Genomic DNA, 16,982 nt, shown 5'->3' on the forward strand with positions numbered 1-16,982 from the left:
ACAGGCTCTAGTGCAGCACGGCTCAAATCGTAATGCTCTTTTGCGAGGCCGGCACTGCTGACGCCGATGCTGCTCAAGGCATATGGACCGGCTGCATGCCGACATGCTGCGGTTCGTGCGGGAAACCTGACCGTTCGTCCAATGAAAAAGGCCGGCGAAGCGCCGGCCTTTCCAGATCAGACTTGATGATATCGGCTCAGCCGACGATCTCGGTGTCCGAGAACCAGTATTTGATCTCCTGCGCCGCGGTCTCCGGCGCATCGGAGCCGTGCACCGAGTTCTCGCCGATCGACAGCGCATGCACCTTGCGGATGGTGCCTTCGGCGGCATTGGCCGGGTTGGTGGCGCCCATCACTTCGCGGTTCCTGGCAATGGCGTTCTCGCCTTCCAGCACCTGCACGACGGTGGGTGCCGACGACATGAACTCCACCAGTTCGCCGAAGAACGGACGATCCTTGTGGACGGCATAGAAGCCTTCCGCCTCGCGGCGGCTCATCCACACCCGGCGCGAGGCGATGACGCGCAGGCCGGCTTCTTCCAGCATCTTGGTGATGGCGCCGGTGAGGTTGCGCCGTGTTGCGTCCGGCTTGATCATGGAAAAGGTGCGTTCGAGCGCCATGGGTCGTCCTTGTCTGAGAATGGAATTGAGAGTGGCGGGCTCTATACAAGCCGCCCGGCCCATTGCCAAGGGGTGAGGAACGGACCGCGAAGCGGACGGAAAGCCGATTGCCTGGCTTTCCGAGTGACGAACACCCGGAGCGATAGCGAAGCGCCGGCGCGGTGCGCGTTTTTCTGCCACGCCGGCGCCGATGAGGCGGACCGGCAGGTGTGATCCGATGGCTGTTAAGCAGTGCTTTGCTTGTTATAGTCGGTCGTGGGCACCCATGCTGGGGTCGACCCGAACGGAGACAGGATGACCATGACAAACGATCGCCAGGAGCGCATTCGCAACCGCGCGCATCAGATCTGGCTGCAAGAGGGACAGCCGGCTGGCCAGCATGAGCGCCATTGGCATCAGGCGATAGCCGATGTCGACCAGGAAGATGCCGCGGGGACGTCGGCAGCCAAGAAGCCCGCCAGGAAGGCAGTTGGTGCCGGCAAGGCAAAAGCCGCCCCGAAGGAGGCGAAGGCTGCCACGAAGACCAGCAAGCCCAAAAAGGCGGCTGCCAAGTAGGGCTTGCCCATCTCGCTGCTGACCTTTCTCGCAAGAGACTGACGGCTCTCGTGCTGCCTTGCGGTAAGAGCAGGCGTTACGGCGTCACGCCGCTGCGGCAACCTTCCGCCCCAGTCCGCCATGCAGATCGAGGCAGCGGGCGAACCACCGCGCCATCACGTCGCCGGCGTCGAGCAACTGGTAAGGCGAGGCTATACGAGCCCATTGCAGTGCGCCGAAGACGATGTAATCGGCAAACAGCGGCGACGCGCCACCGATGAATGGCTGATAGCCGAGCATCGACCGCAGAGGCTCCAGCGAGGCTCTGAAGTTGGCGAGCCCGGCATCCCGGGCGGCCATCACATCTTCCAGCCGCTTGCCGAGCCGCTGCTCCCGGTTCTGACGGAAATAGGCGGCGTTTTCCGTGTCCTGCATGGCATGGAGGTCCATGATCGCGGCGGTCGTGACATAGGGATGGATGGTCAGTTGCGACCAACGCTCGACGAAGCGCGCCATCGCCTTGCCGCCATCGCCGCCAAACAGTGTCGGCCGATCCGGATAGGCTTCGTCGAGATAGAGTGCGATGGCGAAGGAATCGGCGACGACCTTCTCGCCGTCGCGGATCACCGGAACCAGCTTCGAGACGCCGCCCTCGACACCAGGCACTTCGAGGAAGCGCGTTGGCACGGTGCTGACTTCGAGCCCTTTGTGGGCCAGCGCCATCGTCGCCTTCCAGCAATGCGGGCTGAACGGGCGCGTGGTGTCGCGTCCGACGAGATCATAGAGCAGAATGGTCATTGGCGTCAGCGTTCCTGCGAGGTAGGTAGGCCCCCTATCGACGCGAGCCGAGGGGAAGCCATGAGACAGCATTTCATGATGTTTGCGGCCTATAATCAATGGGCTAATAGCCGCATCTATGATGCCGCCGCCGAGCTCGACGACGAGGAGTTCAACCGCGACGTCGGGGCTTTTTTCGGCTCGATGATGGGCACGCTCAATCACCTGCTGACAGCCGACCGCATCTGGATGAAGCGCTTCACCGGCGAGGGCGATGCGCCAACGACGCTGGACGCCATCCTGTACCGAGCTTTGCCTGGCCTCAGGATGGCGCGTGAAGCCGAGGACAAGAGGATCGTCGACTGGGTCGGCGGCCTCAGCGACAAGGCGTTGACGGGCCGCTTCACCTACATGACGGTCTCGGACATGCGCACCGTCTCGCAAAGGCTGGCGCCGGCGCTGGACCATGTCTTCAACCACCAGACCCACCACCGCGGCCAGGCGCATGCGATTCTGACCATCCTAGGCCGGCCAAGCCTGGGGTTGGACTTGATGCTCTTCCAGCGCACTGAGGAGGGCAGGGCCTTCGCCTGATCCCGCTGGAGGATCTCACCAGCGGACAGTCAGCTGCTGATCTCGCTGTCCAACTGGCTTTGCGTCAAAGCGGCCTCCGCCGTGATCCACTGCTTGAACAGTGATGCCTTACGCGCCGGCGGCGTCTTGTCGGGGCAGACGAAATACCACCCCGCGGTATTCGGATGGTGGACCGCGAACGGAGCAACCAGTCTTTCGGCGCGAATATCGCTGGCCATATAGGCCCGGTTGGCCACGGCAAATCCCATCCCGGCATTGGCAGCCTCGTAGGACATCATGCACGAATCGAAATAGATGCTTCTGGCCTCCTTGAGCACGAAGCCGGCGCCAGCGAAGCCGAGCCACGATTGCCAGTTGTGGGTGCAGGTGTCGGAATGCAGCAGCGTGAAGTGGCGCAGGTCTTCCGGAGTCACTTTCGATAACGGCTTGTCGCCCAGGATCTCGTGGAAGAGCTTCCGGCTGCAGACCGGTGTCAGGTCCTCCTTGAACAGAAGGTCGGCCTTCAGATCGGGAAAATGACCGTCGCCATAACGGATCTCGATATCGAATTCGGATGTCGCGAATTCATGCGTCGCATAGGAGGTGGAAACGCGCATCTCGATGTCGGGGTATTGCCGCTGGAAGAGCGGCAGACGCGGAAACAGCCAACGCGCGGCAAAGGTCGGCAGCACCGATATCTTCAACACATGTTCCTGCGACTGCCCAGTCGCTTCCATGCTGGCGGCGACGATCCGCTCCAGAGCTTCGCGCACACGCGAGACATAGGTCTCGCCCTCCGGCGTCAAAGACACCGCATTGCCGCCGCGCTGGAAGATCTTGAAGCGAAGCTGGTCCTCCAGGCTTTTGACGCGCTGGCTGACCGCCGAAGCGGTGATGAATTGTTCTTCGCCGGCACGCGTGAAATTCCTGTGCCTCGCAGCACTCTCCACGATCTTTAGCGAATTGAGGTTGACCTGACTGAGCAGACGCACGGGTTCGACCTTAAGCTGGGCTTACACTAGCACCAGCATTCCTAATTTTACAGGGGCTGCTAATTTAATCAACTGTTTACCAAGTGTTTGCCCCCCACCTGGAGAAGTACAATGAACGCCCATACCATTCCCGAACTGCGCTATGCGATGAGCCGCGAAGCCATCATCGGCCACGAAACCGCCTGGAAAGTGTCGAGCTTCGGCGTCGCCCAGTATCTTCACGGCTATGACCCGGCACTGCTTGCCGCCATTGAGGAGGCCGCTTTGAAGCTCAAGGCCAGCCATGCCGTGCACAAGCACCTCGATCTGACCTTCATCACTGGTGCTGACCGTTTCATCCCTGAAATCAAGGAATTGCTGCACGACAAGCTGCGCCTGGAGCGGCTGTCCGACATGATGGGCACCAAGTTGGAGCCCTATCCGCTGTCGATCGTCGGTTCGACCGTCACCTTCATGAACCCGAAGGACGGCGCGGTCGAATGGCATTGCGACGGCGTTCCCGTCACCGAGCTCATTCCGCTGTCGATCAGCAATCCGTTGGTCGGCGGACATCTCGAAATCTACTGCGACGACTCGGAAACAGGCCGTGCCATCCTGGAATCCGGCCGCGAGATCCCGCGCAACCGTGTCATGCGCATCGACCACAAGATGAACTATGCCACGCTCGGGCAGTTTCTCGGTGTCCTGCATCGCACGGCGCCGATCCGGTTCGGTGAGCGCGTCACGCTGGTGCTCAACCAGCGCTCCGTGGCCAAGCCCTATGTCGACGACAACCGGATGTTCTATCTTGCCGCCGACAACGACCACGACCGCGAATGGGTCAACGAACTCGCCGAGGATGTGTGGACCAACCAACTGCCAGCCTATCGCCAGTTCGAGGCGGAACGTCCCGTTCCGGTGTCGCCCGAGGCGCCGATTCCGGGCGGAGCCAGGGAATCATGGTAACGGCCCATGATCCCGAAAAGTGGGAACCTGTTTCCGGACAAGATCATGGTCAAACAGGAAGATAGAGCCCCAAGCCGATTCTTTCGGCATGGATCAGGGTCGATATCCGCGCTGGTCTTCGCCGCCGGCGCGGTGGCTTTGTGGTCGACCAATGCGTTGGTCGGCAAATCCTTGCTGGCAAGTCATCCGGTATCGCAGGTGCAATTCCTGCAGTTTTCGGGAGCCGCGCTTGTCTTCGCTGTCATCTGGTTGATGAACCGGGAAGACGCGCCGCAAAGAAACGCCGCGCCGGGCGCGCCCGCCGCCTGGATGGGATTGGCGCCGGTCGGCGTCGGCATCATCGGCCTCGTCGGCACGATGGTGCTGCAATACCTGGCCTTCGCTTCGATGCCGGTGATCGAGGCCAATCTGGTGGCATACACCTGGCCGTTGATGGTCGCGGCGGCCGTGATCGCGCTCGAAAATCCGCGGCGACCGGTGTTGTTGGGCCTTGCCGCGGTCCTGGGGTTCGTCGGCGTTGCACTGGTGATTTCGGGAGGGCGCGACCAGTCCTGGCTCCAGGGCGATCTGGTCGGCTATCTCGCGGCATTCGGGTCTGCGCTGTGCATGGCTTTCTATTCGGTCATGGTGGGACGGGTTGCCGCTTCGCCGGATCGCTTGCTGCTGCCGTCGTCGCTGTTCGGTGTCGCCTTGACGTTTCTGTGGAGCGCTCGCGACGGCGTCGCCTGGCCCTCCGGCGCGGACCTGGCTCTCGGGCTCTATCTGGGCGCCGGTCCGATGGGGTTGGGCTACTATTTCTGGTCGCGCGCCTTGAAGCTCGAAGGCAGCGGCAAGGTCGCGGTCGTCGCCTATCTCACGCCGATCGCTTCGACGCTGCTGCTGACCCTGTCCGGCGAGCGAATGACGATGACCGCCATTGTCGGAGCCGTCCTCGTCATCGGCAGTTGTGTCGCGGTCGGCATGGAACGTTCGGAGGCCGAAAACCATGTTTGACGAAAATGAACGTCTCGCCAGGCAGGAAGCGCATTGGCTGATCAAGGAGTTTGGTGCCGAGGCGCCGCTTTACGCCGCGATGAAGGCGGAAAAGGCGATAGAGCAAAAGGATTTCGGGCGTTGCGCCCGCTGGAAGCGTATTCTTGAGATATTGACCGACAGCCCAACCGCCAAGTCTGCTTCTGCGAAGTATTAGATTTTCTAATTTGCGCGACGTCGATTTTCGATGAAAACATCTTCTGCGAGTCTTGATTCCTTGTTGAGACTTGGCGGTCCGTTGGGGGACGCGGTTAGAGACATACATCGGCATAAGTCTTCGCAGGGGTGGATGACTTTGTCGCAAATAGGGTGAAAGATTTGTCAAATATCGATGATAAGACCGTTATCGAGCTGACGGCCGATATTGTCTCGGCCTATGTAGGCAACAATCCGCTTCCGGCTTCCGGCTTGCCAGAATTGATTGCCAGCGTCAGCGCCTCGGTTCGGAAGCTGGCCGGTGCGGCTGTCACGGAAAGCCCAAGCCTGGTCCCGGCCGTGAACCCGAAGAAGTCGGTGTTTCCCGACTACATCGTCTGCCTTGAGGATGGAAAGAAGTTCAAGTCGCTCAAGCGGCATCTCAGGACCGACTATGGCCTGAGCCCGGACGATTATCGGGCCAAATGGGGGCTGCCGCCGGACTATCCGATGGTTGCTCCAAGCTACTCGGCAACACGGTCGGCGCTGGCAAAATCGACAGGACTTGGCCGCAAGCCGGCCGCGCCGCCCGCCGCGACCAAGGCAAAGCGCAAGACCACGGCCTGAGCGCGGCCTTGGCCGTATGGCAAGTCATTGAACGGCTGCCCTGACGACGCTGTTGCAGGCGTCGTTTTCAGGCCTTGTGCGGCCAACTGGCCCGCAAGGCCTTGCGAAGCGTTGATGTCCGGTGCAAAAGCGCCGCCATGCTTGTTATCTCAGACCTTTCGCTCCGCATGGCCGGACGCCTGCTTCTCGACCACGCCTCGCTGACCTTGCCGGCCGGCACCAAGGCCGGCCTTGTCGGCCGCAACGGCACCGGCAAGACGACGCTGTTCAAGGCCATTACCGGCGATTTCCCCTCCGAGACGGGGTCGATCAGTCTGCCCAAGAATACGCGCATCGGGCAGGTGGCGCAGGAAGCGCCGGGCACCGAGGATCCGCTGATCGAGATCGTGCTCAAGGCCGACCTCGAACGCACGGCGCTCCTCGAAGAGGAAAAAACAGCCACCGATCCGCACCGCATCGCCGACATCCACATGCGTCTGGCGGACATCGACGCGCATTCCGCCGAGTCACGCGCGGCAACCATCCTGGCCGGCCTCGGCTTCGACGACGCGGCGCAGCGCCGCCCGGCCTCGTCCTTTTCCGGCGGCTGGCGCATGCGCGTGGCGCTCGCCGCCGTGCTGTTTTCCGAGCCCGACCTTCTGCTGCTCGACGAGCCGACCAACTATCTCGATCTCGAAGGCACGCTGTGGCTGGAAAACTATGTGTCGAAGTATCCGCACACGGTGCTGCTGATTTCGCACGATCGCGACCTGCTCAACCGCGCCGTCAACTCGATCGTTCATCTCGACCAGAAGAAGCTGACCTTCTGGCGCGGCGGCTACGATCAGTTCGAGCGCCAGTACACCGAGCAGAAGGAGTTGCAGGAGAAGGGCCGCGTCAAGCAGGAAGCCGCTCGCAAGCACATGGAATCCTTCGTCGAGCGCTTCCGTGCCAAGGCTTCCAAGGCCAGGCAGGCGCAGTCGCGCATCAAGGCGCTGGAGAGGATGAAGCCGATCGCGGCCATCGTCAACGACACGGTTCGGCCGTTCTCCTTCCCGGTGCCGGTCAAGACGGTGGCTTCGCCGATCATCGCGCTGAACAACGTCAGTGTCGGCTATACCGAGGGGCAGCCGATCCTCAAGAAGATGACGCTGCGCATCGACGCCGATGACCGCATCGCGCTGCTTGGCGCCAACGGCAACGGCAAGTCGACCTTCGCCAAATTGCTGTCTGGCCGGCTCAAGCCGGAGAGCGGCACCATGACAGTGGCGCCGGGGCTGAAAGTGGCGATCTTCGCCCAGCACCAGCTCGACGATCTCCGACCTGACGAAAACGCCTACGAACATGTCCGCCGGCTGATGCCAGAGGCGCCGGAATCGAAGGTGCGCGGCCGCGTTGCCCAGTTTGGTCTCACCACCGAGAAGATGAACACCGCCGCAAAGGATCTTTCGGGCGGCGAGAAGGCTAGGCTGCTGATGGGCCTGTCGGCCTTCGAAGGCCCGAACCTGTTCATCCTCGACGAGCCGACCAACCATCTCGACATCGACAGCCGCGAATCGCTGATCCACGCGCTGAACGAGTTCCCCGGCGCTGTCATCCTGATCTCGCACGACCGCCATCTGCTGGAGGCGACGGCCGACCGGCTGTGGCTGGTCAAGGACGGCGCGGTCAATCCCTATGATGGCGACCTGGAAGACTACAAGACGCTGGTCACCGGCGTGTCAGGCGACCGCCGCGGCAAGCGCGAGGCCGACAAGGCATCAAAAGCCGACCGCCGCCGCGATGCAGCCCAGCGCCGTGCCGCCTTCGAGCCGCTGGCCAAGGAAATCCGCGCCACCGAAGCGCTGATGGACCGCATCCGCAAGCGCATTGACGGCATCGAGGACGAATTGGCCAACCCAGCGATCTATGAAAAGGATCCCTCGACCGCGACGCGCCTGGCCAAGGAGCGCTCGCAACTCGCCCAGACGCTGGCCGGCCACGAGGAAAAATGGCTGACCATGTCGGCCGAGTATGAAGAAGGTACGGCGGAGTGAGTGTGTCGAAGGAATCCTGGCTTGGGGCTGCGAAGGTTTTGGCGATCAATCCCGGGGCTGTCATAAAATGCCCTGAATGCGGAGAAGGCAATCTGGTTATCGTCGACGCCGGCGCAGGGGCCTCGCATGTCGAGCGCCATATGCATTGCCCAAGATGCGGTGCCTACAATGCACTCTTCAAGCGAATTGATGGCGTGTAACTGGCCCTACACGTCACGCCCGAAAGCCGTTAGACAAGTGCCATGAACCAGCACGCCAAGCTCAGGATCGGCCATTCGGCCTGCCCGCATGATTGCCCGTCGACCTGCGCGCTGGAGGTCGAACTGCTCGATGGCAACCGCATCGGCCGCGTCCACGGCGCCAAGGCCAACAGCTACACGGCCGGCGTCATCTGCGCCAAGGTCGCCCGCTATGCCGATCGCGTCCATCATCCCGACCGTTTGCTGAAGCCGCTGGTGCGGGCCGGCGCCAAGGGCGACGGCGTCTGGAAGGAAGCGAGCTGGGACGCCGCGCTCGACCTCGTCGCCGAAAAATTCATGGCGGCCGAGGAAAAATACGGCTCGGAGACGGTGTGGCCCTACTACTATGCCGGCACGATGGGGCTGGTGCAGCGCGACGGCATTGATCGGCTGCGCCATGCCAAGAAATATTCCGGCTTCTTCGGCTCGATCTGCACCAATCTGGCCTGGACCGGCTGGATGATGGGGGCGGGCGCCTTGCGCGGGCCGGACCCGCGCGAGATGGCGAAGTCCGACTGCGTGGTGATCTGGGGCACCAATGCCGTGGTCACGCAGGTCAATGTGATGACTCACGCCATCAAGGCGCGCAAGGAGCGCGGCGCCAGGATCGTCGTCATCGACGTCTACGAGAATGCGACGATGAAGCAGGCCGATCTCGGCCTGGTGCTCAGGCCCGGTACCGATGGTGCGCTGGCCTGTGCGGTCATGCATGTGCTGTTCAGGGATGGCCTAGCCGACCGCGCCTATCTGGAAAAATACACCGACGACCCGAAGGGGCTCGAAGCGCATCTTCAGACCCGAACCCCCGAATGGGCGGCTGATATCACCGGTTTGACAGTCGCCGAGATCGAGGCCTTCGCCCGCCTCGTCGGCACGACGAAGAAAACCTATTTCCGCCTCGGTTATGGTTTTGCGCGTCAGCGCAACGGCTCGGTCAACATGCACGCGGCGGCCTCCATCGCCGCCGTCACCGGCTGCTGGCAGTATGAGGGCGGCGGCGCCTTCCACTCGAATTCCGGCATCTTCAAGCTCAACCAGGATGTGCTGGAAGGCACGAAGATGCGCGATCCCTCGATCCGCTATCTCGACCACTCGCGCATTGGCCCGGTGCTGACCGGCGCCACTGACGCGCTCTATGGCGGCCCGCCGGTGACGGCCATGCTGATCCAGAACACCAATCCGGCCAATGTCGCGCCGGAACAGCGGCTGGTGAAGCAGGGTTTCCTGCGCGACGACCTGTTCACCTGCGTGCACGAGCAGTTCATGACCGACACGGCAAAACTCGCCGATGTCGTGCTGCCGGCGACGATGTTCCTTGAGCATGACGACGTCTACAAGGGCGGCGGCAACCAGCACATCACGCTCGGCCCCAAGCTGATCGAGCCGCCGAAGGGGCCTCGCACCAACCATTTCGTCATCGAGGAATTGGCCGGGCGCCTTGGCGTCGCGGACCGCCCGGGCTTCGGCCTGACCGAACAGCAGCATATCGACATCATCCTGGGCAAGCGCGGGCTGGGCAGCTTCGACAGCTTGAAGGAAGACAAGTGGGTCGACCTGCAGCCGGATTTCGACACCGCGCACTTCATCAAGGGCTTTGGTCATGCCGACGGCAAGTTCCGCTTCCGCGCCGACTGGATCGGGCAGGCCGCACCGAACCGGCCACCGAAGAGCATGGGGCTGTTCGGTCCGGTGGAGCGCCTGCCGGAGTTTCCCGATCATGTCGATCTGATCGAAGTGGCGGACGAGGCGCATCCGTTCCGGCTGACGACCTCGCCGGCACGCAACTTCCTCAATTCGACCTTTTCTGAAACACCCGTGTCGAAGGCCAAGGAAGGTCGCCCGGAGCTCCTTCTGCATCCCGAAGATGCCACTGCCCTGGGGCTCGCCGACGGCGATCGCGTTGAGGTCGGCAATGAGCGTGGCGAGGTGGTGCTGCACGCAAAGCTGTTCGATGGCATCAAGCGTGGCGTCGTGATCGCCGAAGGCATCTGGCCGAACAGCGCCCATGAGCGCGGTGAGGGCATCAACGTGCTGACTGGCGCCGATGCGCCCGCGCCCTATGGTGGCGCTGCTTTCCATGACAACAAGGTCTGGCTGCGCGCGATAAATTGAACAGGATGAAGAACATCAGTCGCCCGGAAGCAGACTAGAGCCTGTTCCATCCCGATGGAATCGGGATGGGGCTCTATCTCTCTGTTTGAGCATGATCTTTCCCGAAAACCGGATTCCACTTTTCGGGATCATGCTCTAAACAGGCAGGGTTTCGGCCGCCTTCTTTCTGTTCTGCCGGTAACGGATGTCGTCGGCGATCGCCTGGGCTTCGATCCCGATTTCGCGCAGCAATCCGGTGACTGCATTGTGGAAACCGATGAGGTAGAGGCCGAGATCCGAAGCTTGTGCGGTAACGCCGCTGCGGTCCGGCTGGATGCCGGGCTCGAGAAATTTGGCATAGCCCGGCCGGAAACCGGTCGCGAAGATGATCGCGTCGAATTCGCTGTGTTTGCCGTTGGCAAAACGGGCACCGCGTTCCGATATCTCGGTGATATGGGGGGCAACCTTGATCGCGCCGTCGCGGATCTTGCCGATGGTGCCCACGTCGATCACCGGAATGCGCGACGCAATCGCAATTTGTTCCAGCAGTCCCTGTCCCGGCCGTTTGAGCCCATATTTTTCCAGCCTGCCCAGCACCAGGTCGAGGATGATGGGAAAGAGTACGTCATTGAAGCGTTGCGGCCCCAGGCTCGCCGCCATGCCGACCATCTGGATGGGCACGCCGAACAGTTCGCGCGGCACGATATGAACGCCGCCGCGCACGGAAATCGTCGGCTTTGCGCTGTTTTCCGCCAGATCGAGTGCAATCTCCGCGCCGGTGTTGCCCATGCCGATGACCAGCACCGACTGGCCGGCGAAAGGCCTGGCATTGCGATAGTCGGCGCTGTGCAATGTCTTGCCCATGAAGGTGTCGATACCTGCAAATCCGGGCCGCAAGGGCTCGGCATTGTAGCCTGACGCGATCACCACATGTTTGGCGCGCAACGGGCCGGATGTCGCGTCCACGCGCCAGCCGCGACCCTCCCGGGTGACCGCTTGCACCGTCTCTCCAAATCGGGGCCGCAGGTCGAAGCGTTGCGCATAGGCATCGAGATATTCGACGAAGAGATCGCGCGGCACATAGCGTGGATAGTGCTTCGGGAAGGGCACGAAGGGCAGGGACGAATAGCGCTTGGTCGTATGCAGATGGACACGCTCATAGTGGCGCCGCCAGGCGGGCGCGGCCTGCCGCTCTTTTTCAAGAAGGATGAAGTCGAGGCCGGCCTGTCGCAGGCATGCGGCAACGGCCAGGCCAGCCGGCCCGGCACCGATGATCGCAACGGGTGTGGTGTCGTCCAAGCGCGCCTCCCAGCTCAATTCGCGTCCGGAGAATGTCAAAAGCATGGCAGGACCTGCCTTGCCGGCAAGGCTCAATCCGGCAACGGCACCGTCAGCCCGACCTTGACGCGGTCCATGGCCACGAAGGTGCGGAATTTCCGGACATTGTTGCTGTCGAAGAACAGTTTTCGCGTCAGCGCCTCATAGGCGCCCATGTCGGCCACGGTGAGGACGAGGATGAAGTCGGCTTCGCCGGTGACGTAGTAGCATTGCTGCACTTCAGGCGCTTCCGAGAATTGCCGCTTGGCCGCGTCGATCAATTTGGTGCGCTCGCTTTCCAGCTCCACCTCGACGAAGATGGTGATGGGCTGGCCGACCGCCGCCGGCTCGACCACGGCGACGTTGCCGGCAATGACGCCACTCTGTTCCATGCGCTTGATGCGGCGCTGCACAGCCGGCGCCGACAGGTTCACCGCTTCGCCAATCAGCCGCTGCGGCGTCGTGTTGTCCCGTTGCAGGATGGCAAGGATGGCAAGATCGAAGCTGTCGAGCGAGAGCGGCGATGCTGGCAAGGACATATCCTGACGAAACAAACTTGCATTTCGAGGGCCGTATTACAGCGCTCTTTGCGCCGGTTCTGCAATATGTTCTCGCCAGACGCCAAGGAGGCAACCAGTGTTCCTGCTCAATCACAACGCACTGCACCGCCAGCCGCTCGATCCGGCCGATGCCGAAACTCTGGGCATTGCCGGCGCCGACACGGTCGAGTGTTTTCTCGCTCATCGCGACAATCACCTGATAACGCCGCTGCATGCGCTGCCAGCGCTGGCCGCTGAACTCGGCCTCGGTGCATTGCATGTCAAGGACGAGGGCCTTCGCCTCGGCCTCGGCAGCTTCAAGGCACTGGGCGGCGCCTATGCCGTCTTCCGGCTGGTATTGGAAGAGGCCAGCCGGTCGCTTGACCGGCCCGTAGATGTGGCCGATCTCGATCGTCCCGATGTTCGGGCCGTCGCCGCGACGATGACGGTGGCCTGCGCCACCGACGGCAATCACGGCCGCTCGGTCGCGCAAGGCGCGCAACTCGTCGGTGCCAGGGCGGCGATCTTCGTCCACGCCGGCGTCAGCGATGAACGTATAGCGGCGATCGCCCGCTACGGCGCCGAGATGATCCGCGTCGACGGCAACTATGATGATTCGGTCAGGCAAGCCGCGCGCGTCGCGGCCGAGAAAGGCTGGACCGTGGTCTCCGACACCTCGTGGCCGGGTTATGAACGCATTCCCGGCCTGGTGATGCAGGGCTATACGACGATCGTGCGCGAAGCGTTGCGCCAGCTCGCCGAACCGCCGACCCACGTCTTCGTGCAGGCCGGCGTTGGTGGCATAGCCGCCGCGGTGGCCGGCCATCTGGCCATCCTGTTCGGCGATGCCAGGCCGACCTTCATCGTGGTCGAGCCCGCGCGTGCCGCGTGCATCGTCGCAGCCGCAATGGCTGGGCACCCAGTCAAGGTCGCGCACGACCAGCCGACAGTGATGGCGATGCTCGAATGCTACGAGGCCTCGCCGGTTGCCTGGCGCGTGCTGGCGCGCGCCGCCGACGCCTTCATGACCGTGGACGAGGACGACGCCATCGCGGCGATGCGGCGGCTGGCACAGCCGAGGGGCGGTGATCCGGTGATCGTCGCCGGCGAAAGCGGCGGCGTCGGTCTTGCCGGGCTTATCCGGGCAGTGGCCGACAACAAGGTCGCACTTGGGCTCGACAGCCGATCCCGGGTGCTGGTGATCAACACCGAAGGCGCCACCGATCCGCATCGCTATGCCGAGCTGGTTGGCATCAGCCCGGCCGATGTGCTGGCCGGCAAACTGCTTGCCGGAGCGCTGTCGTGATCGCGGTCGACGCGCCACGCCTGCTTGGCCGTATCCGTGGACTCGGCGCCGTCGGCCGTGATGATGAAAACAGACTAACCAGGCTGGCCGCTTCCGACACCGACAAGCAGGGCCGCGACCTGTTCGTCGGCTGGCTGCGGCAGGCCGGACTCGATGTCGCTATCGACAGGGTCGGCAACATCTTCGGCATCTGGCAAAGCGCGGAAAATGCCGGGCGGGCGCCGTTGCTCATCGGCTCGCACATCGACACCGTCATAGATGCCGGCATCTATGACGGCTGCTACGGCGTGCTTGCCGGGTTGGAAGTGATCGAGACGCTGAAGGCATCCGGCTTGTCGCCGGCACGCCCGATCGCGGTCGCTGCCTTCACCAACGAAGAGGGCGTGCGCTACACCCCCGACATGATGGGCTCGCTGGTCCATGCCGGTGGCATCGGCGTCGATACCGTGCTGGCGGCTGTCGGCACCGATGGCAGCGTGCTCGGACAGGAGCTTGCCCGCATTGGCTATGCCGGTGACGAAGAGCCCGGCTTTCTCAAGCCGCACGCCTATCTCGAATTGCATATCGAGCAGGGGCCGGTGCTGGAGCGTGAGGGCGTGCCGATCGGCGCCGTGGAAAATCTGCAAGGCATTTCCTGGCAACGTGTCACCATCGACGGCGTCGCCAACCATGCCGGCACCACGCCGATGTCGATGCGCAGCGACGCCGGCCATGCCGCGGCCAGGGTCATCACCTTCCTGCGCGACCGGGCCAAGGGCTCGAACGCCCCGACCGTGGCCACCGTGGGTTCTATCCGTTTCGAACCGAATGCCATCAACGTCATTCCCTCGCGCGCCGTCTTCACCGTCGACCTGCGCGATCCCGACGAACAGCGCCTGCGGGCGGAGGAGGCGGCGCTGGCCAGTTATCTCGAGCAGCTTGCCGCCGCCGAGAATGTGACCGTTTCGGTCGAACGGCTGGCCCGCTTCGAGCCGGTGCTGTTCGATATCCGGATCGTCGAACGGATCGAGGCCGCCGCGAAAAACCGCGGTCTTGGCGCCAGGCGCATGACGTCCGGTGCCGGCCATGATGCGCAGATGATGGCGCGGATCGCGCCGGCAGCGATGATCTTCGTGCCGAGCGCCGGCGGCATCAGCCACAATCCGCGCGAGCATACCGAAGATGCCGAGCTTGTCGCCGGCGCCAACATCCTGCTTGATGTCGTCACCCAACTTGCAAGCTAGGTCAGGAGGGGGAGAAGAATGTCTGAGTTCGATCATGATGCGCTGAAGCAAGAGATGGTCCTCTGGCGGCGTGACCTGCACGCGCATCCCGAATTCGGCTTCGAGGAAAGGCGCACCGCAGCCTTCGTCGCGGCAAAGCTGCGTGAATTCGGCCTCGATGACGTCGCCGAGGGGGTAGGCGGTACCGGTGTCGTTGGCACGCTGAAGCGCGGCACCGGAAACCGGGCGATTGCGCTCAGGGCCGACATGGATGCGCTGCGCATTACCGAGCAGTCGGCGGCCGCTTACCGCTCGCAGAACCCTGGCATCATGCATGCCTGCGGCCATGACGGCCACACCACCATGTTGCTCGGTGCGGCGAAACTCTTGGCCAGCGAAGGCGGTTTCGACGGCACAGTGCGTTTCATCTTCCAGCCGGCCGAGGAATGGGGCAGGGGCGCACTGGCCATGCTCGACGATGGGCTGATGCAGCGCTTTCCCTTCGACGAGATCTTTGGCCTGCACAACATGCCCGGACTGCCCGTCGGGCATTTCGAGACGCGAACCGGCCCCATCATGTCGGCCGAGGACAATTTCGAGATCGTGCTGAAGGGGCTTGGCGGCCATGCGGCGCGGCCGCATGCGGGGAATGAAACGCTGGTTGCCGCATGCGCACTGGTCACCAATCTGCAAACCATCGTCTCGCGTCGGCTGAGCCCGGCCGACATATCAGTGGTTTCGGTGACTGAACTGACCACCGACGGCACCCGCAACGCGCTGCCCGGTCTTGCCCGCATCCTTGGCGACGCGCGCAGCTTCCGCCCCGAGGTCAGCGCCGAGATCGAGCGGCAGATGCGCATCATCGCCGAGGGCACCGCCGCCGCATACAATGTCACCGCCGAGGTCAACTACAGCCGCGAATTCGTGCCGTTGCGCAACGATCCCGAACTGGTGGAGCAGGCCTTTGCTGCAGCAAAAAGCGTCTTCGAGCCCGGCAACATCGCCGTCGCCCGCGAGCCGATGACCGGCTCTGAGGATTTCGCCCGTTTCCTCGACCATGTGCCTGGCTGCTTCGTCTTCCTTGGCAATGGCGAAGCCTCGGCGCCGCTGCACAATTCCAGCTACGATTTCAACGATGACGGGCTGTTGTTCGGCACGAACTTCCATGTCGCGGTGGCCAGGCAAAGACTCGAAGCCGGAGTGATCGCTGTCTGATCGCCAGGCCGCGCTCGTCGTTGGCCCAACCTGATTCAGAAGGCCAACCAGCCGATCGTGGCGATGGACAATCACAACTGCCATGACGTAGGGGCAAGACTCAGCTATCCTTCGCAGCGCGGCGGACCTGATATCCGCTCGGCCGGCGCCTTCACCTCCCAAGCGGCGCCGGCCTTCTTCCCGAAGGGGCTTCCTTGCTGACGCTAAATTAGCGAAAGTTAAATTTAGAGTTTTTGGGCTTGCGGGAAATTAGGATTTCTCTGGCATGACTCGGGGCATGCCTTCTGGGGGTTCTGGCGGGAAGACCGATGCGTGGGCGTGGATGGATCAAGGCGTTGCGCCAGGACGAGGCCCGGCAGGTGCGTGCGCGCATTGCCGAACTGGAGCGCGACCTGATGGCGGCCACACCTCAGGGACGTCATCGGCGGTTTGAAGCCGGACACGAACTTCGCAATGCAAAGTTCCGCCTGGAGCGTCTCGAGGAATGCATCGCCCAGATACCGGAGCGGGCTGAGCATTAGCGGCGGTCATTACGGCTCTCGACCATCATCACGCAGTCTGGATACTCGGCGAGGGAACCAAATGCCGTCCCCTCGGGTTGGTCCTGTTCCAATGGAGTATGCAACCATGTTCCGTCTGCTTATCGCCGGCGCTCTGGCCTATGTCACGTACCGCATCACCCGGCAGATGATCGACGACGTGCCCGATACAATCGACCCGCTGCTGCTTCCGCCATCGCAATATGATCGTGAAGCTTTGCGCCGGCAGTCGGCGGCGATGGGGCTCGATCCCCAACGCTAGGGGCGCGATCTGTCAGCCCTGGG

18 protein-coding genes are annotated in these 16,982 nt (G+C 62.8%); 13 read left to right on the top strand and 5 right to left on the bottom strand.

The window, feature by feature from the left end; genetic code table 11:
• Positions 1–196: 196 nt before the first annotated feature.
• Entirely contained in the window at positions 197–619 is a 423-nt protein-coding gene (gene ndk, locus NR193_RS04540; protein WP_256749669.1) for a nucleoside-diphosphate kinase, read from the bottom strand.
• A 294-nt stretch (positions 620–913) separates the two neighbouring features.
• On the opposite strand from ndk, the gene NR193_RS04545 reads away from it, so the two are divergent.
• Positions 914–1,174, top strand: coding sequence for a DUF2934 domain-containing protein (locus NR193_RS04545; RefSeq protein WP_256749670.1), 261 nt, complete (start codon positions 914–916; stop codon positions 1,172–1,174).
• An 84-nt stretch (positions 1,175–1,258) separates the two neighbouring features.
• On the opposite strand, the gene NR193_RS04550 is transcribed toward NR193_RS04545, so the two are convergent.
• On the bottom strand, positions 1,259–1,951 hold the full coding sequence (locus NR193_RS04550) for a glutathione S-transferase family protein (RefSeq protein WP_256749671.1): 693 nt from the start codon (positions 1,949–1,951) through the stop codon (positions 1,259–1,261).
• A gap of 60 nt (positions 1,952–2,011) precedes the next feature.
• On the opposite strand from NR193_RS04550, the gene NR193_RS04555 reads away from it, so the two are divergent.
• Complete coding sequence (locus NR193_RS04555) at positions 2,012–2,524, top strand: DinB family protein (RefSeq protein ID WP_256749672.1); 513 nt, start codon at positions 2,012–2,014, stop codon at positions 2,522–2,524.
• A gap of 29 nt (positions 2,525–2,553) precedes the next feature.
• On the opposite strand, the gene NR193_RS04560 is transcribed toward NR193_RS04555, so the two are convergent.
• Entirely contained in the window at positions 2,554–3,495 is a 942-nt protein-coding gene (locus NR193_RS04560; RefSeq protein ID WP_256749673.1) for a LysR substrate-binding domain-containing protein, read from the bottom strand.
• Positions 3,496–3,606: 111 nt separating this feature from the next.
• On the opposite strand from NR193_RS04560, the gene NR193_RS04565 reads away from it, so the two are divergent.
• The 6 genes from NR193_RS04565 (at position 3,607) to NR193_RS04590 (ending at position 10,600) form a co-directional block, all read left to right on the top strand.
• Positions 3,607–4,440: a hypothetical protein gene (locus NR193_RS04565; RefSeq protein ID WP_256749674.1), complete on the top strand. Its 834-nt coding sequence runs from the start codon at positions 3,607–3,609 to the stop codon at positions 4,438–4,440.
• Between the two features lie 45 nt (positions 4,441–4,485).
• A complete protein-coding gene (locus tag NR193_RS04570; protein WP_306279955.1) occupies positions 4,486–5,433 on the top strand; it encodes a DMT family transporter in 948 nt (315 codons plus the stop codon).
• Positions 5,426–5,629, top strand: a complete 204-nt coding sequence (locus NR193_RS04575) for a hypothetical protein (RefSeq protein ID WP_256749676.1) — start codon at positions 5,426–5,428, stop codon at positions 5,627–5,629. The genes NR193_RS04570 and NR193_RS04575 overlap by 8 nt, the downstream gene beginning before the upstream one ends.
• 161 nt (positions 5,630–5,790) lie before the next feature.
• Positions 5,791–6,234, top strand: a complete 444-nt coding sequence (locus NR193_RS04580) for a MucR family transcriptional regulator (protein ID WP_256749677.1) — start codon at positions 5,791–5,793, stop codon at positions 6,232–6,234.
• Positions 6,235–6,371: 137 nt separating this feature from the next.
• Positions 6,372–8,249 carry an ABC-F family ATP-binding cassette domain-containing protein gene (locus NR193_RS04585; RefSeq protein WP_256749678.1) on the top strand — a complete coding sequence of 626 codons (1,878 nt, stop codon included), beginning with the start codon at positions 6,372–6,374 and terminating at the stop codon, positions 8,247–8,249.
• A 242-nt stretch (positions 8,250–8,491) separates the two neighbouring features.
• On the top strand, positions 8,492–10,600 hold the full coding sequence (locus NR193_RS04590; protein ID WP_256749679.1) for a molybdopterin-dependent oxidoreductase: 2,109 nt from the start codon (positions 8,492–8,494) through the stop codon (positions 10,598–10,600).
• 135 nt (positions 10,601–10,735) lie between these two features.
• Here the strand turns inward: NR193_RS04590 and NR193_RS04595 are convergent, their stop codons facing one another.
• Entirely contained in the window at positions 10,736–11,923 is a 1,188-nt protein-coding gene (locus NR193_RS04595) for an NAD(P)/FAD-dependent oxidoreductase (protein ID WP_256749680.1), read from the bottom strand.
• Positions 11,924–11,949: 26 nt separating this feature from the next.
• Positions 11,950–12,435: an Lrp/AsnC family transcriptional regulator gene (locus NR193_RS04600; RefSeq protein ID WP_375162682.1), complete on the bottom strand. Its 486-nt coding sequence runs from the start codon at positions 12,433–12,435 to the stop codon at positions 11,950–11,952.
• A gap of 97 nt (positions 12,436–12,532) precedes the next feature.
• Here NR193_RS04600 and NR193_RS04605 point away from each other — a divergent pair, with 97 nt between their 5' ends.
• The 5 genes from NR193_RS04605 (at position 12,533) to NR193_RS04625 (ending at position 16,959) form a co-directional block, all read left to right on the top strand.
• The gene (locus NR193_RS04605; RefSeq protein WP_256749682.1) at positions 12,533–13,741 is read left to right on the top strand and encodes a diaminopropionate ammonia-lyase; all 1,209 of its coding nucleotides are present in this window, start codon (positions 12,533–12,535) and stop codon (positions 13,739–13,741) included.
• Positions 13,738–14,964, top strand: a complete 1,227-nt coding sequence (locus NR193_RS04610; protein ID WP_256749683.1) for a Zn-dependent hydrolase — start codon at positions 13,738–13,740, stop codon at positions 14,962–14,964. Before NR193_RS04605 ends, NR193_RS04610 begins: the two co-directional genes overlap by 4 nt.
• A gap of 18 nt (positions 14,965–14,982) precedes the next feature.
• On the top strand, positions 14,983–16,158 hold the full coding sequence (locus NR193_RS04615; RefSeq protein ID WP_256749684.1) for a M20 aminoacylase family protein: 1,176 nt from the start codon (positions 14,983–14,985) through the stop codon (positions 16,156–16,158).
• A 308-nt stretch (positions 16,159–16,466) separates the two neighbouring features.
• The gene (locus tag NR193_RS04620) at positions 16,467–16,679 is read left to right on the top strand and encodes a hypothetical protein (RefSeq protein ID WP_091577256.1); all 213 of its coding nucleotides are present in this window, start codon (positions 16,467–16,469) and stop codon (positions 16,677–16,679) included.
• A 106-nt stretch (positions 16,680–16,785) separates the two neighbouring features.
• On the top strand, positions 16,786–16,959 hold the full coding sequence (locus NR193_RS04625; RefSeq protein WP_256749685.1) for a hypothetical protein: 174 nt from the start codon (positions 16,786–16,788) through the stop codon (positions 16,957–16,959).
• Positions 16,960–16,982: the final 23 nt, after the last annotated feature.

The sequence above is a fragment of the Mesorhizobium sp. Mes31 genome, assembly GCF_024519675.1.
GTDB lineage: Bacteria > Pseudomonadota > Alphaproteobacteria > Rhizobiales > Rhizobiaceae > Mesorhizobium.